Here is a 23,086-nt window from a genome sequence, read left to right on the forward strand (position 1 = left end):
GTGGGTGTTTGCTGAGTTTCGAGGTTGGCGAACGTTTCGCGGCGGGCGTCGAACGTGGCGCTCGGGCACGCTGCAGCGCGCGCGGCTGGTGGCAGAAACTGCCCGCTGCGGCGTTGCAACCTGTTGCTGAGTGACCACTGTCTTGCCGTGCTGCAAACCGCTTTCCAAACCCTCTGGCAGTGTTTCGAAGCCCATTCCCTTGGGGGTTCATGCGTCGTCCTGGCGCATGCGTACATCCGAAATTTCTTGTTGGACTGGCGCCCTATCGATGGTGGGCCAGCGCTTGTATGTTCTTCGGTCCGGGGCGGTGGGCCCCAGTCTGCCGTTCCCCTCGGGAGGCGGCAGCGACGTCATCGGCTGGCTCAACGATATAGTCTTGGGCTCTGCGCAATTATCGGTTTGCGACCCTGACGTGTTGGGCGGCGACATGGCCCGTCACGCCGTGTGTTTTCCCATGTTCTCGCCGTTTTTCGGGCTCCTGAAAGCACTGCGTCATGCCGTTTCGAACAGCGCTCGGTGCGAGCATCGAGAAGCGCTTCCGGTAACGTGCTTTAAAAACCTTAACAGACTTTTTTGCCCCTTGGCCAAGCCTGAAAGCCGCGCCGGCGCTGGTTTTCAGCTCTTCGGTCATGGCGCAGGCTGCGTAGCGCGGGGGCTGTGGCGATGTTGAAAAAAATTTACAGGAAGAGGCAGTGGCGTGCTGAAAATCGTTGGGAAAGCGAAAAGTGGCGAAATGTGACCGATCGGTCACGCCTGGTTCGGCACGCGCGCCTGAAGCTGCTTCTCGATGAGCTGAGGGAAGGCCCTTTCGAGCTATGGAGTGATTTCTTTTTTCTGCCATTTTTATTGATTTTTCTCGGCTATTTCGTCGAATTTATCAGTCATTTCTTGTCAGTGATATGTCGAAAACCTTGCTGATGGGGCCGCCTTGATAGTGGCTCACACCATCGAGCCAGGCCGCAATCATCTGCGGGTTGTCTTCGATCCACTGCTTGGCCACGCGGCGGCGGTTCGTGTTGCCTTCCAGCACGGCGCTCATCAACTGGTTTTCTGCGCTGATGGTGAAGGTCATATTGCGGAAAAGCCGAGCCAGGTTGGGACACTGCTGGCTCAAGCCGCCGCGTGCCACCGTGTTGACCTGTGCCGCTCCGTAATTGGGACCGAAATAATCATCGCCACCGGCTAGATAGTTCATCTTCAGACGCTCGTTCATCGGGTGCGGTTCCCAGCCGAGAAACACCGCCCATTTGCCCAAGCGTTGAGCCCGCTCGACGTGATTGAGCATGCCGCTCTCGCTGGACTCGACCAGGCTGAAACCCGCGAGACCGAAGATGTTGTCGCGAATCATACCCTTGACCATCTCGTTGCCTTCGTTGCCAGGTTCGATGCCGAAGATCTGCCCGCCGAGTTCGTCCTTGAAACGATGGATGTCGGCGAAATCCTTCAGTCCGCCTTCGTAGCCTGGCGCCAGTACCGCCAGGGTGTAACGCACCGTCGGCAGGTTGGTGTGCAGTTTCTCGATCCTGCCGCTGTCCAGATGAGGTTGCACCAGTTCACTCTGGGCTGGCATCCAGTTGCCCAGGAACACGTCCAGTTGGCCTTCGGATAATCCACGGTAAGTGTCGGGCAACGACATGCGGCGGATCTGCGTGCGATAGCCCATCTCGCTCAGTATCAGGCGAGCAACGGCGGTGGTCATGGTGATGTCGGTCCAGCCAACGTCGCTCAGGCGCACCAGCTCGCAGCGCTCGGCTTCTGCAGCGTGCAAGGCGGTGGAGGAGGTGAGGGCAATCACGAGCAGCCAGTGAGCAAATCTGTTCATGGGGCTTGTCTCTGTTCGGGCGGCTGGAGCCGCTGGAAGATTCCTTGAGCGGGCGATTGGCTATTTCACAGCAAGAGGTGGGCCGCCATCTGGGTGAGAAGCGACACTGGCATGTCGAGAAAAGACTTCGGTACGCACGGCTCGCCGTGGCGCGATTGGATAGGTGTGAGTCGGTTGGGTGTCCGGGCGTGCTGACGAAAGCTGGATTATCACGAACCCGTTGCAGATTCGTCAGGATGCACCTCTGCATGGGCGGCTGGCTGCTGACACCCCGGCGAGCGTTGACCGTTGCTGGTGCAGCGATTCTGGCAGAGACCTGCGCTTCGCGAGATTTTGGTGCGACGCTTGCGGGCATCGATTGCATCAGAAGTGACCAATGGGTCGATGCTGTTACCGTCCGTCCGTTACTGGCAGCCAGAGACGCCGTAGCAGGCCACTCAATCCGTGCTACCGAAATGCTCAAAGCCTTGCGGCAAGAGGCTTTGAGAGCATTTCGCAATCTTGGAAAACAGGGTCAGGAAGCCCGTCTGGCGCGCCATTCATTGACGGTTCGTTTTTTATTGAACGCCTGATCAATTTAGGCATGGCCTTTGCGTAGAGATGCATAGCCGCCCGGTTTTCAAACCTGGCCAGGATAAAACAGAGGCCCACTTCAATTGGGCTCACACCGTGCTTAGCGTGAGAGGGTTCCATCAATGTCGCAGTTCAGCCAAGGGGCGCAACCCCAGAACCGTGTCGCCCAGTCCATCGGCTTCCTGCTCCTGGACAACTTCACCCTGATTTCCCTCGCTTCGGCGGTAGAGCCCCTGCGCATGGCCAACCAGCTTTCCGGCAAGGAACTGTTTCGCTGGCATACCCTGACTCACGATGGCCTGCCGGTCTGCGCCAGCGATGGTTTGAAGATCACTCCGGACGCCACCATGCAAAGTGCTCCGGCGTTGGATGCGGTGATCGTCTGTGGTGGCGTGGATATTCAGCACAGCGTCAAGCGTGAACATGTCAGTTGGCTGCAACTACAGGCACGCCAGGGGCGCTTGCTCGGTGCGGTGTGCACCGGCAGCTGGGCGCTGGCCAAGGCCGGTCTGCTCGATGGCTACGACTGCAGCGTGCATTGGGAGTGCCTGGCCTCGATGCAGGAAGCCTTCCCGCGTGCGGCCATCACCACCCGGCTGTTCTCCATCGACCGCAATCGCCACACCTCCTCCGGTGGTACCGCACCGATGGACATGATGCTGCACCTGATTGGCCAGCAGCACGGTCGCGAACTGGCCGCCGGCATCTCCGAAATGTTCATCTACGAGCGCATCCGCAACGAGCAGGATCACCAGCGTGTGCCGCTCAAGCACATGCTCGGCAGCAACCAGCCGAAGCTGCAGGAAATCGTCGCGCTGATGGAGGCCAACCTGGAGGAGCCTATCGACCTTGACGAGTTGGCCTGCTTCGTCGATATCTCCCGTCGTCAGCTCGAGCGCCTGTTCCAGAAGTACCTGCACTGCTCGCCGTCGCGCTACTACCTGAAGCTGCGCCTGATCCGCGCGCGGCAGCTGCTCAAGCAGACCAGCATGTCGATCATCGAAGTGGCCTCGGTCTGTGGTTTCGTCTCCACCCCGCATTTTTCCAAGTGCTACCGCGAGTACTTCGGCATTCCGCCGCGCGATGAACGTGCCGGTCAGCAGGGCAACAACCTGGTGATGCTGCTGCCGATTCCCGAGCATCAGGTCAATTCCAGCGCGGTGCTGGCGCTCAACCGTGCCCAGGGTGAATCGACCTTCGCCAGTGTGCGCATCTGAGTCGAGCCGCAATGAAAACGGGGCGCCAGTGGCGCCCCTTTTCGTTTTGAGTGGTGGTCTTTGTTAACTGTTTCGGTGGGCTGAAGCCCACCCTACCTGGTGCGGCCCGGCCGCGTTCCGTTTCAGCTCTGTGGTCGGGTCTGTAGGGTGGGCTTTAGCCCACCTGACCCGATTTCGGATTGACCTTATCCATGTATGCTTTTGGGCGGTCTGAAGCGGATCGCCGCCCGGCCCACCCTAACGCTCGAACCTGGTAGGAGGGGCTTTAGCCGCGATCGCCTCGGGTCGATCAGGCCGGCTTCGGCACCAGCGCCGGCAGCAGATGCCGGCTGATGGCTTCGCGCACGTTGGGCAGCAGGGTGGCGCTGCCGCCGAGCAGTTCTTCCACCAGATGACGCAGGGCCACGGCGCGCTCGGCGCTGAGGCCGCTGACGGCCAGCTCGCAAGCCTGCTCGGGCGTTACGCCTGCTGGAATGCTCAGGCCCAGCGCGATCAGGCGCTCACGGAAGTCTTCCTGGTCGATCAGATCGGCATGCATCATGGTCGTGGCTCCTTGTGGAAAAGCAGGCGCTGCGCAGTGGGTCTTCAACCCCCGGTTAGCGCAGGACGCCTTCTTCGATCAATAGCTTGAAGATAGCCTCTGCTCCTTCCTGTGGCGAGACATCCTTGAGCACCTGACCGCCGCCGCCACTGGCTTTGGCCGTAGCAGCCTTCATCCGTTCGGCGCCAGTTTTGGCCTTGATCACCTTGAGACGTTTGGGCCGTGGTTTGGCTGGCTGCAGGCTGGCCTCGGCCAGTAACGGATCGTCTATCACTGTGACCTCATGCGCTTCGATCTGCCCGCGCCGTGCCGGGCCGAAGGCACTCTGGCGGGCGACCGGGGCGGCGTTGTCGACGCTGGCCACGCAGGGCAGGCGCACCTTGAGGCGACGCCGCTGGCCGCGCGGGAGCGCCTGCAGCACCTGGGCCACGCCATTCTCGACTTTCTCCACTTCGGCCAGGCCGACGACCATCGGCCAGCCCAGGCGCTCGGCCAGCAGGAACGGCAGCATGCCGGAGCCTTCGCCAGTTTCCGCCTGGCTGCCGGTGAGTACCAGCTGGGTGCGGCTGCCTTGCAGGTAATCGACCAGCAGTGGCAGGGCGTCGGCGCCTTCAGGCTGTTCCAGCACGTCGAGCTGTTCCAGGCCCATGCCCAGATAGCCGCGCAGGGCTTCGGCCTGTGGATCGCCGGCGTGCAGCAGTTGCAGGTTCTGTCCGGCCAGGTTTGGTCCGGCCAGGTTGGGTCCGCTCAGGCGCAGGCCCAGCTCCACCGCGCGGGCGTCCTGATCGGCGCGCCGTGGCCGGCCCGAGGTCGGATGGGCACCGACCGAGACCAGGGCAACGATATTCAGATCAGTCATGGTGACAACCTCGAACCGTGAGAGCGGCTTTGGCCGCAATCTGGCCGCGTGTGCAATCTGTCGCGGCTGAAGCCCCTCCCACGAGGGTATGAAGATTAGGCAGCATCACGTTTGCCCTCCTGACGCCAGGCGGCGACGCGTGCTATCAGGGCCTGGAGGATCGCCGCCGAGTCGCCGATCACCGACAGGTCGGCGCGTTTGATCATGTCGCAGCCGGGGTCCATGTTCACCGCCACCACCTTGTCGCAGGCACCGATGCCCTGCAGGTGCTGGATGGCACCGGAAATACCGACGGCCAGGTAGACCCGCGCGGTGACCCAGGTGCCGGTGGCGCCGACCTGGCGGTTGCGCGGCATGAAGCCGTCGTCCACCGCCACGCGCGAAGCGCCTTCGGTGGCGCCGAGGGCGATAGCGGCCTGGTGGAACAGATTCCAGTCTTTCACGCCGTTGCCGCCGGAGAGCATGAACTCGGCTTCGGCCATGGGAATCTGTGCCGGGTCCACGGCCACCGAACCGAGATCCTCGATGCGCGGCAGGCTGTGGGCGATCTTTTCGCTCAGCTCCAACGGTCGTGCTTCATGACGGGTTTCGCTGACTGGCTCGGCGCATTCGGCGGCGGCCAGGAGCACGCGTGGCAGCGCGCGCTGGATGTCCTGCTGGCCGCTGCCGGCACGACCGATGGCCTGTTCACCAGCGACTTGCCAGACGCGCGTGGCCGGGCGTTCACCGAGCTTGGCGGCCAGGCGCCGACCCAGCTCGCCGCCACCGGTGCGAGTGTCGGGCAGCAACCAGTGGCGCGGCGCCAGTTGGCTTTCCACGGCGCTGAGTGCCAGCACGCGAGCCTCCGGGGCATAGCCATCGAAGGCATTGCCCTGGATGCGCAGCAGGCGGTCGACGCCGGCTGTATCGAAGGCGCTTTCCTTGTCCTCGCCGAACAGCACGGCCACCACCGCACCGCTGTCACCGGCCAGCGTGCGGGCCAGGCCGAGCAGGTCCTTGTCGTGGCTGGACAGACGCCCGCCGACCATGTCGGGCACCACGCAGATGTGGAAGGCTGGTTGTTCGAGGGTATGCAGCGGCAGTTGCACTTCGATGTTGGTGCTGTTGCGCCTGGAGCTGGTGCCCTGTTGGGCGCCACTGCGGTCGATGCGCTTGAGCCCGGCCGGGCCGATAAAGCCGGCGGCGATGGCGTGCGGGTTCTTGCGCAGGACGCCGTTGGGGCCCATCCAGGTGGTTTCGGCCTTCTGCATCGATGCATGCAGCGGGTGCAGGCGGTTGCGGGCGATCCACTCGGCGCGAGGGTCGCGGCGGATGATGTCGCTCATAAGGTGATCTCCTGGGCTGCACGGACAACCCCCTCTCCCCTTGGGAGAGGGTTGGGGTGAGGGTGGGATGGGCGGCTCGGGTTCAGACCCTCACCCCCAGCCCCTCTCCCGGAGGGAGAGGGGAGCGCCAGTCGCTTCATCACTGCACCTCCGCTACTTCGCGCTTGGCGGCGGGGGGCTTGGCCGCCACTTCGGTGGCGTCGATCAGTACCTCGGCCACCAGCTCGGCGATGTCCTTGATCTCCGGGCGCGGCGCGACCACGCCTTCGAGCATCGCGGTGCATTGCGGGCAACCGACAGCCACCAGTTCTGCGCCCGTTTCCTTGATGTCGATCATGCGCATGTCGGGGATGCGCTGCTTGCCGGGAATGTCGGTGATCGGCGCGCCGCCGCCGCCGCCGCAGCAGCGCGAGCGAAAGCCCGAGCGCTCCATTTCCCTGACCTCGATGCCAATGGCCTTGAGCACGGCGCGCGGCGCCTCGTACTCGCCGTTGTAGCGGCCGAGGTAGCAGGGGTCGTGGTAGGTCACGCGGGTGGCCTTGCTCTGGCCGAGATGCAGCGAGCCCTTGCGCAGCAGTTCGTCGATGAAGGTGCTGTGGTGCAGTACCTGATAGGTGCCGCCGAGTGCGCCGTATTCGTTCTTCAGTACGTGGAAGCTGTGCGGGTCGCAGCTGACGATGCGCGTGAAACGGTACCTGGCCATCGTCGCGATGTTGCGTTTGGCCAGGTGCTGGAAGGTCGCTTCGTCGCCCAGGCGGCGGGCTACGTCGCCGCTGTCGCGTTCTTCCAGGCCGAGCACGGCGAAGTCGACGTCGGCAGCCTTGAGGATCTTCACGAAGGCACGCAGGGTGCGCTGGTTGCGCATGTCGAAGGCGCCATCACCGACCCAGAACAGCACGTCTGTTTCGCCTTTGTCGGCGAGCAACGGCAGGTTCAGGTCGGCGGCCCAGTTCAGGCGACCGCCCGGATTGAAACCGCCCGGGTTGTCGGTGGCGATGAGGTTGTCCAGCACCTCGGCGCCCTTGTTCGGCGTGGCACCTTTTTCCAGGGTCAGATGACGGCGCATATCGACGATGGCGTCGACGTGCTCGATCATCATCGGGCATTCCTCGACGCAGGCGCGACAGGTGGTGCACGACCACAGGGTCTCGGCATCCACCAGCGCCTTGCCTTGCAGCGACACGATAGGCTGGTGCGGGCCGCCGCTGTGTTCGCCCAGTGGTATGCCAGGGTACGGGCTGCCAGCGAACTTGGCGTCGTTGCCACCGGCGAGGCCGATGACCATGTCCTGAATCAGCTTCTTCGGGTTCAGCGGCTGGCCGGCGGCGAAGGCCGGGCACATGGCTTCGCACTTGCCGCACTGCACGCAGGCGTCGAAGCCGAGCAACTGGTTCCAGGTGAAGTCGGTGGGTTTTTCCACGCCCAGCGGGGCTTTCGGGTCGTCCAGATCCAGGGCTTTCAGGCCGGTGCAACGACCGCCACCGAAACGTTCACTGCGGCGGTGCCAGGCCAGGTGCAGGGCGCCGGCAAAGGCGTGCTTCATTGGCCCGCCCCAGGTCATGCCGAGGAACAGTTCGGACACGCCCCAGGCCACGCCGACGGCGAGGATGACGGCCAGAATCCAGCCACCGGCGTTCTCGGGGAGGATACCGGCCACCGGCAGCGTGGCGATAAAGAAGCTGGCGGCGAACATCAGCAGGCTTTTCGGCAGGCGCATCCACGGGCCTTTCGACAGGCGCGACGGCGGGTCGAGGCGGCGCTTGGCGACGAACAGGGCACCGACGAACATCAGCACCGTGGCGCCCAGCAGGGCGAAGCCGAGGATACGGTTATGCAGGCCGAAACCGTGCACGACGATGGCCAGCACCGCCGCCAGAACGAAGCCACCGGCAGTGGCCACGTGGGTCCTGGACATGTACCTGTCGCGCTCGACCACGTGGTGCAGATCCACCAGGTAGCGACTAGGCATCTTCAGCAGACCTTTGACCCAGTCGACCTTCGACGGGCGGCCACGGCGCCACATGAAGAAGCGCTTCAACGCGCCCAGCAGCGCGAGGCCGAGCGCAGCGAAGAGCAGAATGGGGAGCAGGGTATTCAACATTCGTTGGTCTCCTTAGGGGGACCTCAAGGCGATCCGGTCAGCCCCCTCTCCCTTTGGGAGAGGGCTGGGGTGAGGGGGATGTCCGGCGACTGGTAATCCAGTTGCGCCAACCATCCCCCACCCCCGGCCCCTCTCCCGGAGGGAGAGGGGAGACAAGCTTAAAAGTCCTTGCACAGGCGCAAGGCGTCGTAGATCGCCGCGTGGGTGTTGCGCTGGGCCACGCAGTCGCCGATGCGGAACAGCAGGTAGCCCTCGCCCGATTCGCTCAGGCACGGCTGCGGCTGGATCGCGAACAGCGCGTCGACGTCGATCTGGCCCTTGTTGCGCGAGCCTTCCTTCAGCGCGTAGTACAGCGACTCGTCCGGCCGTACGCCGTTCTCCACCACCACCTGGTCGATCACCCGCTCTTCCTTGGCGCCGGTGTATTCGTTCTCCAGCACGGCCACCAGCTTGTCGCCCTCGCGGTAGACCTTTTCCAGCATCATGTCGCCGGTCATGATCACTTCCTTGGGGTACAGGCTGCGGTAATAGGTCGGGAAGCTGGTGCCGCCGATGGCCACGCCCGGCTTGATGTCGTCGGTGACGATCTCGACCTGCGCACCCTTGTCGGCGAGGAAATCGGCCACCGACATGCCGGTAAATTCGCAGATGGTGTCGTACACCAGCACGTTCTTGCCCGGTGCGACCTTGCCTGCGAGCACGTCCCAGCTGCTCACCACCAGGCCTTCGGCCGCGCCCCAGTGTTCGTTCTGTTCGAGGAACGGATGGCCGCCGTTGGCCAGCACCACGATGTCCGGACGCAGGTCGAGGATGCTCGCTGCGTCGGCGCCGGTGCCCAGGCGCAGGTCGATGCCCAAGCGCGCCAGCTCCAGTTGATACCAGCGGGTGATGCCGGCGATCTGGTCACGCTGCGGTGCTTTCGACGCCAGGGTGATCTGTCCGCCCAATTGTTCCTGCTTTTCGAACAGGGTGACGTCGTGACCACGCTCAGCGGCTACGCGCGCTGCTTCCATGCCAGCCGGGCCGCCGCCGACGATCACCACCTTGCGCTTGGCGCCGGTGGTCTTCTCGATGATGTGCGGCACGCCCATGTATTCGCGGCTGGTCGCCGCGTTCTGAATGCACAGCACGTCCAGGCCCTGGTACTGGCGGTCGATGCAGTAGTTGGCGCCGACGCACTGCTTGATCTGGTCGATCTGGCCCATCTTGATCTTGGCGATCAGGTGCGGGTCGGCGATGTGCGCGCGGGTCATGCCGACCATGTCCACGTAACCGCCTTCGAGAATGCGCGTGGCCTGGTTCGGGTCCTTGATGTTCTGCGCGTGCAGCACTGGCACCTTGACCACTTCCTTGATGCCGGCCGCCAGGTGCAGGAAGGGCTCCGGCGGGTAGCTCATGTTGGGGATGACGTTGGCCAGGGTGTTGTGGGTGTCGCAGCCCGAGCCGACGACGCCGATGAAGTCGAGCATGCCGGTGGCGTCGTAGTAGGCGGCGATCTGCTTCATGTCCTCGTGGGACAGGCCGTCCGGGTGGAATTCGTCGCCGCAGATGCGCATGCCGACGCAGAAGTCATCACCGACCTCGGCGCGCACTGCCTTCAATACTTCCAGGCCGAACTTCATGCGGCCCTCGAAGGTGCCGCCCCATTCGTCGGTACGCTTGTTGACGCGCGGCGACCAGAACTGGTCGATCATGTGCTGGTGCACGGCGGACAGCTCGACGCCATCCAGGCCGCCTGCCTTGGCACGGCGTGCGGCCTGCGCGTAGTTGCCGATCACCCGCCAGATCTCCTCGACCTCGATGGTCTTGCAGGTGGCGCGGTGCACCGGCTCGCGTATACCGGAGGGCGACATCAGGGTCGGCCAGTGGAAACCATCCCAGCGAGAGCGGCGGCCCATGTGGGTAATCTGGATCATGATCTTGGCGCCGTGCTTGTGCATGGCGTCGGCGAGGTTCTGGAAGTGCGGGATGATGCGGTCGGTGGACAGGTTGACCGAACTCCACCACTGCTGCGGGCTGTCGATGGCCACTACCGAGGAGCCGCCACAGATGGCCAGGCCGATGCCGCCCTTGGCCTTCTCTTCGTAGTACTTGACGTAGCGCTCGGTGGTCATGCCGCCGTCGGTGGCGTAGACCTCGGCGTGCGCGGTGCTGAGCACACGGTTGCGGATGGTCAGCTTGCCGATCTGGATCGGCTGGAACATTGCTTCGAAGGCCATTACGGCATCCTCACGGTAAGCGCTCTAGCGTTGTGGGAGGCGCTTCAGTGGCGAGGGTGTCGCCGCTGCAGTCCGGCCTTTCCACGGAATTCTTATGGGTGACTCAGAGTGGCCGGGTGACGAACAGGCCGTCGTCATGGCCTTCTTCGGAACCGCTGTACTCCTGCACGGTGACGGTGCGGACCGGGCTGCCCTTGGCGGAGAGGATCTGGTCGATGGCGCCGGAGAACCAGCCGGTGAACATGTAGTCGACCTTGCGATTCACCTTGCCGTACACGTAAACGAAGGCCGAATGCTTGAGCTTGACCTCGGCATGGCCGGTTTCCAGGTCGAGCTTCTGCGTTTCGAACAGGCCCCAGCCGCGCTGCGACAGGCGCTTCATGTAGTGCTCGAACACCGCGGCGCCCGAGATGCCGTGGCAGTCGGCCTCCTTCTCGCACCAGTGCCAGGCGGACTTGTAGCCGGCCTTGTAGAGGATCTCGGCGTACTTGTCGGCGCCGAGCACTTCCTCGATGCCCATGTGGTTGTTGACGAAGAAATGGCGCGGCACGTAGAGCATCGGCAGGGCGTCGGTGGTCCAGACGCCGGTTTCGTCGTCGACGGCGATGGGCATTTCGGGGGCGTGGGTGGACATGTGTTTTCAGCTCCAGAATTCGTTGTCTGATCGTTCCCACGCTTTGCGTGGTAACGCCTCATTGGACGCTCTGCGTCCGCTTCTGTGACGCAGAGCGTTCCCACGCTGAGCGTGGGAATGATCATGGGATTGGCAAAGGCTTACTCACCCCAGACATCAGCCAGAACGCGCACCCAGTTCTCGCCCATGACCTTGCGCACCACGCGCTCGGACATGCCTCGCTTGAGTAGCGTCTCGGTGAGGTTGGGGAACTCGCCCACGGTACGGATGCCCAGCGGGTTGACGATCTTGCCGAAGCTGGTCAGGCGCCGGGCGTAGCCCTTGTCGTGGGTCAGGTACTCGAAGAAGTCCTGGCCGTGCCCCTGGGTGAAGTCGGTGCCGATGCCGATGGCGTCTTCGCCGACCAGGTTCATCACGTACTCGATGGCCTCGGCGTAGTCGTCGATGGTCGAGTCGATACCCTTGGCCAGGAAGGGCGCGAACATGGTCACGCCGACGAAGCCGCCGTGGTCGGCGATGAACTTCAGCTCATCGTCGGACTTGTTGCGCGGGTGTTCCTTCAGGCCCGAAGGCAGGCAGTGGGAGTAGCAGACCGGCTTTTTCGACTCGAGGATGACTTCCTCGCTGGTCTTGGAACCGACGTGGGACAGGTCGCACATGATGCCGACGCGGTTCATCTCGGCGACGATCTCGCGGCCGAAGCCGGACAGGCCGCCGTCGCGCTCGTAGCAGCCGGTGCCGACCAGGTTCTGGGTGTTGTAGCACAGCTGCACGATGCCCACGCCGAGCTGCTTGAACACCTCGACGTAACCGATCTGGTCCTCGAAGGCATGGGCGTTCTGGAAACCGTAGAGGATGCCGGTCTTGCCCTGCTCCTTGGCCTTGCGGATGTCGGCGGTGGTGCGCACCGGCATGACCAGGTCGCTGTTGTCGCGAATCAGATTGTTGCTGGCAACGATATTGTTCACCGTGGCCTGGAAACCTTCCCACACGGACACCGTGCAGTTGGCTGCGGTCAGGCCGCCCTTGCGCATGTCCTCGAACAGGTCGCGGTTCCACTTGGCGATGATCAGACCGTCGATGACGATGCTGTCGGCGTGTAACTCGGCTGGGCTCATCAGGCTTGTCCCCTAAACGTATGCGCCGAGTCGGTCGTCGGCGCTTTGGGGAGAGCTTATCCCTGGGGGGCAGGGCGACCCGGTGCAAAAACGACTGGGGGTTTGCCGAAAGCGTCAAGCCGAGGTCGCGAACGGATATGCCGTGGTTGCGCCCGTACCGCGTAGCCCGGATGCAGTCCGAGGAATCCACTGTGCCTGGCCCCGGATTGCATCCGGCCCAGGCTTGGCCTAGCTGCCTGGCCGCTCGTGGCGATCCTGGCTGGGGCTGGCGGCGAAGCGCTTGCGGTAACAGCGCGAGAAATACGAGGCCGAATCGAAGCCGCACGCGAGGCTCACCTCCAGCACGCTGAGGTCGCTCTGGCGCAGCAGCTGGCGCGCCTTGTCCAGGCGCAGGCCCAGATAGAAGGCCGAGGGTGTGCTCGCCAGATGATGACGGAACAGCCGCTCCAGCTGACGCACGGTGATGCCGACCCGCTCGGCCAGCGCTTGGCTGGGCAGAGGCTGCTCGCACTGGCGCTCCATCTCGCCGATCACCCGCACCAGCTTCTTGTTGTGCAGGTCGTAACGGCTGGCCACCTGCATGCGCTGGTGGTCCAGGCGGGTGCGGATGCGGCTGACCACGAACTGTTCGGACACCTGCATCGCCAACGGCTCGCCGTGTTCCTGGCCGATCAGGCCGAGCATCAGGTCGAGGCTGCTGGTGCCGCCGGCGCTGGTGATGCGCTTGCCGTCGATCTCGAACAGCTCCTGGGTGACCCGCAACGTCGGGTAGCGCTCGCGAAAGGCGTCGATGGCTTCCCAGTGCAGGGTCAGACGCTGATGCTGGAACAGCCCGGCCTCGGCCAGCACGAAGCTGCCGGTGTCGATACCGCCGAGCACGGCCAACTCGGGTTCGCGGCGTTGCAGCCAATGCGCCAGAGGGTGGTCGTAATGGGCCAGCGGTTCGAAGCCGGCGACCACGAACAGTGCTCGACTTTCCCCTGGCAGTTCCAGGCCGTCGTCGACGTTGAGCGACATGCCGTTGCTGGCCTGCACGGCATTGCCGTCCTGGCTGAGCAGGCGCCAGCGATACAGCTCGCCACGAAAGCGATTGGCCACGCGCAGCGGCTCGATGGCCGACATCAGGCCCATCATCGAGAAGCCGGGCAGCAGCAGGAAGCAGAAGGTCTGGGGCATACAGCTCATGGCGCCGGTATCGGAGGTGGCAGGTAGCCCGGATGCAATCCGGGGGCGGACTCCCGGAATGCATCCGGGCTCCGGGCAGGTCGAAAGATTAATGGGCCTGCATGGCTTTCACAAAAGCATAAGGTCGGTATAGGTCAATTAATAGTCGTTGAGGTGCGAATAATCCACCAGGGCGAAGCGTAAGGTGGTCTCATCGGGAAGCGAGAAACCCGAGCACGGTGGGGGCCAAGGCCTCTAGAAAAACGAAATAGAACCGCTGTGACACGATGAGGAGCACCCAGATGAAAGGTCTTACCGCGCTGGCCGCGTGCTGCACCCTGAGCCTGTTCAGTACCTCCCTGCTGGCCGACGATGCAAGTTGCAAGAACGTTCGAATCGGCGCCGTCGGCTGGACCGACGTGGTCGCCACCACCGCCGTCGCCAGCGAGCTGCTGCAAAGCCTCGGCTACGAAACCAAGCAGACCCAGGCGTCGCAACAGATCATTTTCGCCGGTATCCAGAAAGGGCAGATCGATGCCTTCCTCGGCTACTGGAAGCCGATCATGGACGACAACATCAAGCCGTTCCTCGACGCTGGTGCGGTCAAGGTTGCTGCCGAACCGTCGCTCGACGACGCCGTGGCGGTGCTCGCCGTGCCCAGCTACACCGCTGACAAGGGGCTCAAGACCCTGGCCGATATTGCCAAGTTCAAGGACGAGCTGGACGGCAAGATCTACGGCATCGAGGCCGGCTCCGGCGCCAATACGGCGATCCAGAAGATGATCGACTCCAACCAGTTCGGCCTGGGTGGCTTCAAGCTGGTCGAGTCCAGTGAGGCTGGCATGCTCGCCGCCGTCGGCCGCGCTGCGCGCAACGAGAAACCGGTGGTGTTCTTCGGCTGGAGACCGCACCCGATGAACCTGTCGATGCAGATCACCTATCTGACCGGCACCGAAGACGTGTTCGGCCCCAATGACGGTGCCGCCACGGTGTCCACCGTTACCGCGCCGGATTATGCCGAACGCTGCCCCAACGCCAACCGTCTGCTCACCAGCCTGCGCTTCACCAGCGCGCAGGAAGCCGAGCTGATGCAGCCGATCATGGATCGCAAGCAGCCTGCACAGGTAGCGCGTGACTGGATCAAGGCCAATCCGCAGGTGGTCGAGGCCTGGCTCGAGGGCGTCACCACGCTGGACGGCAAGCCCGCCAGCGCCGCGCTGGTCGCCGGCAACTGATACCGAGGCGCCGGGTGAGCCGGCGCTGATTCACCTTTTTGCAAAACGTCTGCGGCCCTGCCGTCGGCACTCGTTCGCCCCAGGAAAAGGACAGTCGAAAATGAACTACGAGGTTATCGTCACCTGCGCGGTGACCGGCGCTGGCGACACCGTCGGCAAGCACCCGGCGATCCCGGTCACCCCCAAGGAGATCGCTGCCGCCGCCATCGAGGCGGCCAAGGCCGGCGCCACCGTCGCCCATTGCCATGTGCGCGACCCACAGACCGGCAAGCCAAGCCGTGACGTGGCGCTGTACCGTGAGTTGGTCGAGCGCATCCGCGAAAGCGACACCGACGTGATCATCAACCTCACCGCTGGCATGGGCGGTGACCTGGAGATCGGCCGGGGCGAGCAGCCGCTGGAGTTCGGTGCCGGTACCGATCTGGTCGGGCCGATCACCCGCCTGGCGCATGTCGAGGAGTTGCTACCGGAAATCTGCACCCTGGACTGCGGCACCCTGAATTTCGGCGACGGCGACTTCATCTACGTCTCCACCCCGGCGCAACTGCGTGCCGGCGCCAAGCGCATCACAGAACTGGGCGTGAAGGCCGAGCTGGAAATCTTCGACACCGGCCACCTGTGGTTCGCCAAGCAGATGATCAAGGAAGGGCTGCTGGACGACCCGCTGATCCAGCTGTGCCTGGGCATTCCCTGGGGCGCACCGGCCGACACCACGACCATGAAGGCCATGGCCGACAACCTGCCGCCGGGCATCACCTGGGCCGGCTTTGGCATCGGCCGCATGCAGATGCCCATGGTCGCCCAGGCCATGCTGCTCGGCGGCCACGTGCGGGTAGGGCTGGAGGACAACATCTGGCTGGACCGTGGCGTGCATGCGAGCAACGGCCAACTGGTCGAGCGCGCCATCGAGATCATCGAACGCCTCGGCGGCCGCGCCCTGACCCCGGCCGAAGGGCGCGAGAAGATGAAGCTCAAGCGTCGCGGCTAAAGCGCAACGCCGCCCGGCCCGTCCCACAGGTTTGCGCTGCTCTTGTGGGAGGGGCTTTAGCCGCGACAGTCCCTTGGCCCGGATGCAATCCGGGAGCATTCCCTAACGCCAATTTCCCGGATCGCATCCGGGCTACCGGAGTTCAACCATGACCTTCGTCACCGACATCAAGACCTTCGCCTCTTTGGGCACCGGCGTCATCGGCGCCGGCTGGATCGCCCGCGCCCTGGCCCACGGCCTCGACGTGATCGCCTGGGACCCGGCGCCTGGCGCCGAGGCTGCGCTGCGCACGCGTCTGGCCAACGCCTGGCCGGCGTTGGAAAAGCAGGGCCTGGCACCTGGCGCTTCGCTGAATCGTCTGCGTTTCGTCGATAGCATCGAAGACTGCGTGCGCGATGCCGACTTCATCCAGGAAAGCGCGCCCGAACGCCTCGACCTAAAGTGCGAGCTGCACGCGCAGATCAGTGCCGCGGCGCGTCCGGACGCACTGATCGGTTCCAGCACGTCGGGTCTGCTGCCCAGTGAGTTCTATGCAGACGCCAAGCATCCCGAGCGCTGCGTGGTCGGCCATCCGTTCAATCCGGTGTATCTGCTGCCGCTGGTGGAGGTGGTGGGCGGAGCCAAGACAGCGCCCGACGCGGTGCAGGCAGCGATCAAGGTGTACCAGTCGCTGGGCATGCGTCCGCTGCACGTACGCAAGGAGGTGCCGGGCTTTATCGCCGACCGCCTGCTCGAGGCGCTGTGGCGTGAGGCGCTGCACCTGGTCAACGACGGCGTGGCCACTACCGGCGAAATCGACGACGCGATCCGCTTCGGTGCCGGTCTGCGCTGGTCGTTCATGGGCAGCTTTCTGACCTACACCCTGGCCGGTGGCCCGGCTGGCATGCGCCACTTCATGGCTCAGTTCGGCCCGGCGCTGAAGCTGCCCTGGACCTATCTGCAGGCGCCGGAGCTGACCGAGGGCTTGATCGATGCCGTGGTCGAAGGCACCGCCGAGCAGCAAGGCGAACGCAGCCTGGAGGCTCTGGAGCGCTATCGCGACGATTGCCTGCTGGCGGTGCTGGAGGCGATCCGCCAGACCAAGGCCAGGCATGGCTTCGAGTTCGCCGAGTAAACCGAGTCATTCCCGGTGCGCACGGCGCACCCTACGGGCACTTCAGGAGTCGCATGCATGCCAGTCAAGCCGATGACCAGCTACCAAACCACTATCTCCCGCGACTGGGTCGACTACAACGGGCACCTGCGTGATGCCTTCTATCTGCTGATCTTCAGCCACGCCACCGATGCGCTGATGGACGTGCTGGGCCTGGACGAAGCCGGCCGCGCTCGCACCGGCCACACGCTGTACACCCTGGAATGTCACCTCAACTTCCTGGCGGAGGTGAAGGAGGGCGAGCGGGTCGAGGTGCGCACCCAGTTGCTGGCGCATGACGCCAAGCGCCTGCATATCCACCATGGCCTCTATCGGCCGGGCGAAGCCGCCAGCCTGGCGGAAAGCGAGCAGATGCTGATGAATATCGACAGCGCCGCTGGCCGTGCGGCGCTGTTCGACGAACAGGTGGCCGAGCGGGTGGCGCACCTGGCTGCCGAACAGCAGAACCTGCAACCCCCAGCCTGCGTCGGGCGTGTTATCGGCCTGCGCCGTGCTTCGTAGGGTGCGCTGTGCGCACCAGTGCCCGCGTGACCAGCCTTACTTCGGCTTGTACGCGCAATAGCCTGGCCGTGGGCCGACCTTGGGATGATGACGGCAGGTGTCCGGGCGTTTTTCGTAGACGCTGCACAGGCGTGTCTTGCGGTCGAGAAACAGGCAGTCGTTATTGGACATGCGGATCAGGGTGAAGATGCCCGACTTCTGGTTGAAGCGCTCGACGATGCCGTCCTTCTGCAAGCGCTTTGCGATATTCTTCGGCGGCTCGCTGCGCTCGAACTCGTCGACCAGCTCCAGGCGGATCAGATCGTTCAGACGCACCTCAACCGGCATGGTGCAGCAGGTGGACATGCAGCTATGGCACATGTCGGCCGTGTATTTGGCCCAGGTTTCCAGGCGGTCGATCTCTGCAGCGGCTATCAGGCGGGGCTTTATCATGATGCTCGGGTAGGCCTGTCTTGTGCGGCGGACTGTTCGCTTCGCGCCCGAGTCCGCCCTACGGTCACGGGGCGGCGATGATAGCGGGCGCACAGCGTTTGTGAAGCACCGACTGGCGGCTGATCGCTTTGCGTTGTGCCTGTGAACGACTTGGCAGTCGTCTATCTGGGGTGCGACTCCTATACTGGTGCCCGTCTCGGGCCGCAGCAGGAACGCGAGGCGACCTCTTTCTCAGGGTTGGGACATAACGCATGCAATGGATCTTCATGCTGGTCGGTTTGGTGCTCGGTGTGGGCGCCAGCGAATCGGTCACGGGCGCGCTGCTTGGCGGGTTGATCGGCCTCAGTCTGGGTCAGGCGCTGCGCCTGCAGGGGCTGGAGACGCGTAACGCGCAATTGACTGCGCAGCTCAAGGACTTCGCCGAACGCTTCGATCACGGAACTCGCGCCATCCACGAACGCCTGGTCAAGGTCGAGCAGGGTGAGCGCAGCGAGCCGGAGCCGGCCTCCGTCGAACCCGTCGTCAGCCCAGTGCCCGAGCCGACCGCTGCCGAAGAGCCGCAGCCGCAGCCCGAACTGGAGTGGACGCTCGATCCGCTGCCGGAAGTCGAAACAGCGCAGCCTGTCGAGCAACCTGCGCCACTGGCCGCGCAGATCGCCCACCAGCGCCAACCGGCACTGCAACAAAGCCCCTGGCGCGAGCAACCGCCGCGCGAGCCGAATCTGATCGTGCGTGGTATCGCTGCCGCCAAGGCCTGGCTGTTTGGCGGTAATACCGTGCTGCGGGTTGGCGTGGTACTGCTGTTCCTCGGTCTGGCCTTCCTCCTGCGTTACGCCACCGAAGGCGTCGAGGTGCCGGTGGAGCTGCGCTACATGGGTGTTGCAACCAGTGCACTGGCGTTACTCGGTCTGGGCTGGTGGCTGCGCCGACGCAATCGCAATTACGCTCTGGTGCTGCAGGGCACCGGTATCGCCGTGCTGTATCTGACAGTATTCGCCGCCATGCGCCTGCATCCGTTGTTGGACCCTGGCCTGGCCCTCGGCCTGCTGGTGGCGGTGACGCTGTTCTCGGCCATCCTTGCCGTGCAGCAGAACGCGCTTGGCCTGGCGGCTGCTGCGGCGCTGGGCGGCTTCGCTGCGCCAATCCTCACTTCCACCGGTAGCGGCAATCATGTCGCGCTGTTTTCCTACTTCGCCCTGCTCAATGCCGGCATCTTCGCCATCGCCTGGTTCAAGGCCTGGCGCCTGCTCAACCTGATCGGCTTCGTCGGCACCTTCGGCATCGGTTTCGCCTGGGGGCTGCGTTCCTACACGCCGGAACTGCTGGGCAGCACTCAGCCATTCCTGATCCTGTTCTTCCTGATGTACCTGGCCATCGGCCTGCTTTTCGCCCGCCGCACCCTGCGCGATGCAGCGGATGCGCCTGAGGCGCGTGACGAATTGCTGCGCTGGTCGCTGCGCCGTGGCGACTACGTCGATGCCACCACCTTGTTCGGCCCGCCGCTGATCGGCTTCGGTCTGCAAGTCGCATTGGTGCGACATATCGAGTTCGCTGCGGCCTTCAGCGCCCTGGGTCTGGGCCTGTTCTATCTATTACTGGCACGGGTGCTCAAGGCGCGTGCTGGCGCCCGCACACTGTTGCTGGTGGAAACCTGCCTGGCGCTCGGCGTGGTGTTCGCCAGCCTGGCCATTCCGCTCGGCCTGGATGCGCGCTGGACGGCAGCGGCCTGGGCCGTGGAAGGCGCCGGCATCTTCTGGTTGGGCCTGCGTCAGGGGCGGCCGCTGGCGCGTGCGTTCGCGCTGTTGCTGCAGGTGGGCGCGGCGTTGGCGTTCGTCAGCGGCCTGGACCATGGCCACGAAAGCCTGCTCGACGGTTCGCCGCTGGGCGCGCTGATGCTTGGTATGGCGCTGCTGTTCAGCTACTGGCAATTGCGCTCGATGCCCGAAGCGGCGAACGCCTGGGAGAATCGCCTGCTGCCCTGGCTGGGCCTGGCCGGGTTGGCATTCATCTATCTGATTGCGCCGCTGCTGTTCGCTGCACCGGGTACGGCCATCGCCTGGGCGCTGGCCGGGCTGGCGACCCTGTTCGTCGGCCTGCGTATCGCCGCGCCAAGCTTCGTCTACAGCGCCTTCGCCATCCAGTTGCTCGGCGGCTTGCTGTTCCTCGGGCAGATGGCGCTGGATTCGCTGTTCGGGCGTGGTGGTTTCAGCACCGGTTGGTTCGGCCTGCTGGCAGCGTCGATGGTCGGTCTGGGGCTGATCGCCGGCATGCTGCTGGCGGCGCGTGATCCGCAGATTCGCGAGAACCGTCGCCTGCTCGGCGTATTGTCGATGGTCATGCTGGTTGGGCTGGTGTTCATCAATCTGGCGGTGCTGTTCGTGCTGCCCTGGGTCTCGGCTGCGGCAGTGTGGGGCGGGACGGGGTTGCTGATTCTGTGGCTGGCGCTGTATCTGCAGCAGCGTGGGGCTTTCCTGTTCAGCCTGGCGCTGCAGGTCTTCGCCGGCCTGGCCTTCCTCGCGGCCGGGCCGTTGCTGCTGTCGGGCATCAGTGGCGAAGGCCTGTCGCCGCTGGCGCACACCGGCTTCTGGACGCCCGCCGTACTTGGCCTGGCTGCACAGATTGGTGCCTGGCGCCTGCACAACCTGGCGCGCAGCGGACGCGACAGCGGCCTCGATGGCGTCAGCCTGCAGCGTCTGGGCCAGTTGCTGCTGGCCTGGGGCGCTGCCTGGTGGGCCTTGGCACTGGCCAGTGAAGTGATGCGCTTCGTGACTGTAGATATGCAGGCCAGCGTGTTGCTGGTAGTGGCAGCGCTGTCGGCTCTGATCTGGATGCTGCTGGCGTTGCGCACCCGCTGGAGCGAATTGGCCACGCTGTGCAGCCTGTTGGCGCCGGTGGCAGGGTTGATCCTGATCCATGCCTGGCATCCCTTCTACCATCCAGCCGCGAATTTCGGCTGGGTGGGCTGGGCTGTCGTGATCGCTGTGCATCTGCTTATCCTGCGATCCCTGGTCGATCTGCTGCCGCGTACGGCAGCCAGCGTCGCCCATGTGCTCGGTTGCTGGCTGCTGCTCGGCGTGCTGGCGCTGGAACTGCGCTATCTGCTGCTGAGCCTGTCCGATCACTACAACGCCTGGCGCTGGTTGGGTTGGGCGCTGCTGCCGACTGCCTATCTGTGGGCGATGGCGCAGGCGCGTCGCCTGCCCTGGCCGGTGGCCAGCTTCGAGCGCGAGTACCGGCTGTGGGCGGCGGCGCCTCTGGCCGCACTGATGCTCGCCTGGTTCTGGCTGGCCAACGCCAATAGCGCCGGCGACAGCGATCCGCTGCCGTATCTGCCGCTGTTCAATCCACTGGAGTTGGGTTTGCTGTTGTGCCTGGGCGCGCTGTTCGTCTGGGCGCGCGATGCCCTGCCGCGCTTCGGCCTGGCGCCGGTGCGGGCGCTGCCGCTGGTGCAGGGCGTGGCAGGTGTTTCGCTGTTCGCCCTGCTGACGGTGATGGTGATGCGTACCGCGCACCACTGGGGCGGCGTGCCTTGGCAGACGTCGGCACTGTTCGACTCGATGCTGGTGCAGGCCGGCTGGTCCATCGTCTGGACGCTGATCGCCCTGGCGCTGATGTTGTTCGGCCATTTGCGCGTGCGTCGTGAACTGTGGCTGGTCGGCGCCGCACTGATCGCTCTGGTAGTGGCCAAGTTGCTTTTCGTCGAGCTGGGCAACCGTGGCGGCCTGGAGCGCATCGTCTCGTTCATCGGCGTCGGTGTGTTGCTGTTGGTGGTGGGCTATTTCGCCCCGCTACCGCCGCGCAAGGCCGAAGAGTCGGCTGCTGACGAACAGGAGTCTGCCGTATGAAGCTCGTTCGTTGGTGTCTGCTCCTGGGGTTGTCGCTGAGTGCGCTCAGCCAGGCCAGTGAGAAACCTCATGACTATCGGCATGGCGCTGCCCTGCAACTTGCCGGCGAGGGGCCCTGGTATCGCCTGGAGCTGCCCTTCGCCGCTCACCTCGCCGCCGGGCATGGCGATTTGCGTGATCTGCGCGTATTCGACAGCAATGGCCAGATGCAGGCCTATGCGCTGATTCCGGGACGCAGCGAGAGCGTGCAGCAGGAACAGGAGCATGGCGTAAGCGGGTTCCCGTTGAGGGGCCGCGTCGATGCCCAGGAGATGCCCGCGCTACGCGTCGAACGCAGCACCACTGGCACGCTGATCGAGCTGCGCGGCGAGGCGCCGGCCGAAAGCGAGCAGCAACTGCGGGGCTGGTTGCTCGACGCCAGCGCCATCGACGCGCCGCTGGTACGTCTGAGCCTGGACTGGAGCGGAGCCGAAGACGGCTTTCAGCGTTTCAGCATCGAAGCCAGTGACGATCTGCAGCACTGGCGCAGTTGGGGAGAAGGGCAGGTGGCGCGCCTGAGCTTCGCCGACGAGCGCATCGATCAGCGCCAGGTCGAACTGCCCGGCCAGCGTGCCCGTTATCTGCGCCTGCTGTGGCGCAGCCCTGCCCAGGCCCCGCAACTGCAGGCCGTTTCCCTGCGCAGTCAGCGCCAGGCTCATCAGGCGGCGCCTCTGGTGTGGTCCGAGCCCATGGCGGCGCAGGCCAACGCTGACGGGCAATACCAGTGGCAGTTGCCCCTGGCCTTGCCTCTGGAGCGACTGCGTGTCGAGCTGGAACAGAGCAACACCCTGGCGCCACTGCGCTTCGAGGCGCGCAGCAGTGACCAGGGCGCCTGGCGTCAGCTGGTCAACGGCGTTCTCTATCGTCTGCCCGAGGCTGGGCGCGAAGTCATCAACGATGAGTTGATCCTGCCCGGTTGGCCGGTGCGACAGCTGCGCATGCAGGTGGATGCGCGTGGCGGCGGCCTGGGCGTGGATGTGCCGCGCATGCAGGTCGCACTGCGCGCCACGCAGCTGGTGTTTCTCGCGCGTGGCGAGCCGCCCTATCGGCTGGCGCTGGGTAACCCGAATGCACAGTCGGCAGCCCTGCCGCTGCATACCCTGATCCCTGGCTATCAGGCGGAAAGACTCGCCAATCTTGGTCGTGCCGAGTTGGCCGAGCCGCTTGCTGCCCTGGTCGAATCCCAAGCCGACTCCGGTCAGAACTGGCAGCGTTGGGGACTCTGGGCTGTACTGCTGGTGGGAGTCGGGTTGCTGGCCGCGATGGCCGCCAGTGTGCTGCGCCGCCCGCCAGATGCCTGAGCGGCATGGACCAACAAGC

The 23,086-nt window shown here is 64.5% G+C and carries 19 protein-coding genes; 8 read left to right on the forward strand and 11 right to left on the reverse strand.

What is annotated here, in order from left to right:
* Nucleotides 1-391: 391 nt before the first annotated feature.
* Nucleotides 392-631: a hypothetical protein gene (locus ACN0X6_RS15805; RefSeq protein WP_417705312.1), complete on the reverse strand. Its 240-nt coding sequence runs from the start codon at nt 629-631 to the stop codon at nt 392-394.
* A gap of 246 nt (nt 632-877) precedes the next feature.
* On the reverse strand, nt 878-1,822 hold the full coding sequence (locus ACN0X6_RS15810; protein ID WP_417705314.1) for an ABC transporter substrate-binding protein: 945 nt from the start codon (nt 1,820-1,822) through the stop codon (nt 878-880).
* A 248-nt stretch (nt 1,823-2,070) separates the two neighbouring features.
* Here ACN0X6_RS15810 and ACN0X6_RS15815 point away from each other — a divergent pair, with 248 nt between their 5' ends.
* Nucleotides 2,071-2,394 carry a hypothetical protein gene (locus tag ACN0X6_RS15815; protein WP_417705316.1) on the forward strand — a complete coding sequence of 108 codons (324 nt, stop codon included), beginning with the start codon at nt 2,071-2,073 and terminating at the stop codon, nt 2,392-2,394.
* 123 nt (nt 2,395-2,517) lie between these two features.
* Nucleotides 2,518-3,612 (forward strand): GlxA family transcriptional regulator, encoded by a 1,095-nt coding sequence (locus ACN0X6_RS15820; RefSeq protein WP_100547499.1) that lies wholly within the window; start codon nt 2,518-2,520, stop codon nt 3,610-3,612.
* 289 nt (nt 3,613-3,901) lie between these two features.
* Here ACN0X6_RS15820 and ACN0X6_RS15825 read toward each other — a convergent pair whose 3' ends face one another.
* From ACN0X6_RS15825 to ACN0X6_RS15860, 8 genes are all read right to left on the reverse strand, one after another.
* Nucleotides 3,902-4,153, reverse strand: a complete 252-nt coding sequence (locus ACN0X6_RS15825; protein ID WP_074676471.1) for a hypothetical protein — start codon at nt 4,151-4,153, stop codon at nt 3,902-3,904.
* Nucleotides 4,154-4,208: 55 nt separating this feature from the next.
* On the reverse strand, nt 4,209-5,012 hold the full coding sequence (locus ACN0X6_RS15830; RefSeq protein ID WP_417705319.1) for an electron transfer flavoprotein subunit beta: 804 nt from the start codon (nt 5,010-5,012) through the stop codon (nt 4,209-4,211).
* A gap of 95 nt (nt 5,013-5,107) precedes the next feature.
* Nucleotides 5,108-6,337, reverse strand: a complete 1,230-nt coding sequence (locus ACN0X6_RS15835) for an electron transfer flavoprotein subunit alpha/FixB family protein (RefSeq protein ID WP_417705321.1) — start codon at nt 6,335-6,337, stop codon at nt 5,108-5,110.
* Nucleotides 6,338-6,476: 139 nt separating this feature from the next.
* Nucleotides 6,477-8,438, reverse strand: a complete 1,962-nt coding sequence (gene dgcB, locus ACN0X6_RS15840; RefSeq protein WP_417705323.1) for a dimethylglycine demethylation protein DgcB — start codon at nt 8,436-8,438, stop codon at nt 6,477-6,479.
* Between the two features lie 158 nt (nt 8,439-8,596).
* On the reverse strand, nt 8,597-10,657 hold the full coding sequence (dgcA, locus tag ACN0X6_RS15845; RefSeq protein WP_417705325.1) for a dimethylglycine demethylation protein DgcA: 2,061 nt from the start codon (nt 10,655-10,657) through the stop codon (nt 8,597-8,599).
* Between the two features lie 103 nt (nt 10,658-10,760).
* Nucleotides 10,761-11,291 carry a DUF5943 domain-containing protein gene (locus ACN0X6_RS15850; RefSeq protein ID WP_417705327.1) on the reverse strand — a complete coding sequence of 177 codons (531 nt, stop codon included), beginning with the start codon at nt 11,289-11,291 and terminating at the stop codon, nt 10,761-10,763.
* Between the two features lie 140 nt (nt 11,292-11,431).
* On the reverse strand, nt 11,432-12,409 hold the full coding sequence (locus ACN0X6_RS15855) for a dipeptidase (RefSeq protein ID WP_417705329.1): 978 nt from the start codon (nt 12,407-12,409) through the stop codon (nt 11,432-11,434).
* A 228-nt stretch (nt 12,410-12,637) separates the two neighbouring features.
* Complete coding sequence (locus tag ACN0X6_RS15860) at nt 12,638-13,585, reverse strand: GlxA family transcriptional regulator (protein ID WP_417705331.1); 948 nt, start codon at nt 13,583-13,585, stop codon at nt 12,638-12,640.
* Between the two features lie 290 nt (nt 13,586-13,875).
* Between ACN0X6_RS15860 and choX the strand changes: the two genes are divergently transcribed.
* From choX to ACN0X6_RS15880, 4 genes are all read left to right on the forward strand, one after another.
* The gene (gene choX / locus ACN0X6_RS15865) at nt 13,876-14,808 is read left to right on the forward strand and encodes a choline ABC transporter substrate-binding protein (RefSeq protein ID WP_417705333.1); all 933 of its coding nucleotides are present in this window, start codon (nt 13,876-13,878) and stop codon (nt 14,806-14,808) included.
* A 100-nt stretch (nt 14,809-14,908) separates the two neighbouring features.
* Entirely contained in the window at nt 14,909-15,796 is an 888-nt protein-coding gene (locus ACN0X6_RS15870; protein ID WP_017678502.1) for a 3-keto-5-aminohexanoate cleavage protein, read from the forward strand.
* Nucleotides 15,797-15,944: 148 nt separating this feature from the next.
* The gene (locus ACN0X6_RS15875; RefSeq protein WP_417705336.1) at nt 15,945-16,910 is read left to right on the forward strand and encodes an L-carnitine dehydrogenase; all 966 of its coding nucleotides are present in this window, start codon (nt 15,945-15,947) and stop codon (nt 16,908-16,910) included.
* Nucleotides 16,911-16,967: 57 nt separating this feature from the next.
* Nucleotides 16,968-17,450, forward strand: a complete 483-nt coding sequence (locus ACN0X6_RS15880; RefSeq protein ID WP_417705338.1) for a thioesterase family protein — start codon at nt 16,968-16,970, stop codon at nt 17,448-17,450.
* 36 nt (nt 17,451-17,486) lie between these two features.
* On the opposite strand, the gene ACN0X6_RS15885 is transcribed toward ACN0X6_RS15880, so the two are convergent.
* Nucleotides 17,487-17,882, reverse strand: coding sequence for a YkgJ family cysteine cluster protein (locus tag ACN0X6_RS15885; protein ID WP_037004502.1), 396 nt, complete (start codon nt 17,880-17,882; stop codon nt 17,487-17,489).
* Nucleotides 17,883-18,133: 251 nt separating this feature from the next.
* On the opposite strand from ACN0X6_RS15885, the gene ACN0X6_RS15890 reads away from it, so the two are divergent.
* Together ACN0X6_RS15890 and ACN0X6_RS15895 are read left to right on the forward strand one after the other, a co-directional pair.
* On the forward strand, nt 18,134-21,727 hold the full coding sequence (locus ACN0X6_RS15890) for a DUF2339 domain-containing protein (protein WP_417705340.1): 3,594 nt from the start codon (nt 18,134-18,136) through the stop codon (nt 21,725-21,727).
* Nucleotides 21,724-23,067: a DUF3999 domain-containing protein gene (locus ACN0X6_RS15895; protein ID WP_417705342.1), complete on the forward strand. Its 1,344-nt coding sequence runs from the start codon at nt 21,724-21,726 to the stop codon at nt 23,065-23,067. Before ACN0X6_RS15890 ends, ACN0X6_RS15895 begins: the two co-directional genes overlap by 4 nt.
* Nucleotides 23,068-23,086: the final 19 nt, after the last annotated feature.

The organism is Pseudomonas sp. (assembly GCF_048269965.1).
Taxonomy (GTDB): Bacteria; Pseudomonadota; Gammaproteobacteria; order Pseudomonadales; family Pseudomonadaceae; genus Aquipseudomonas.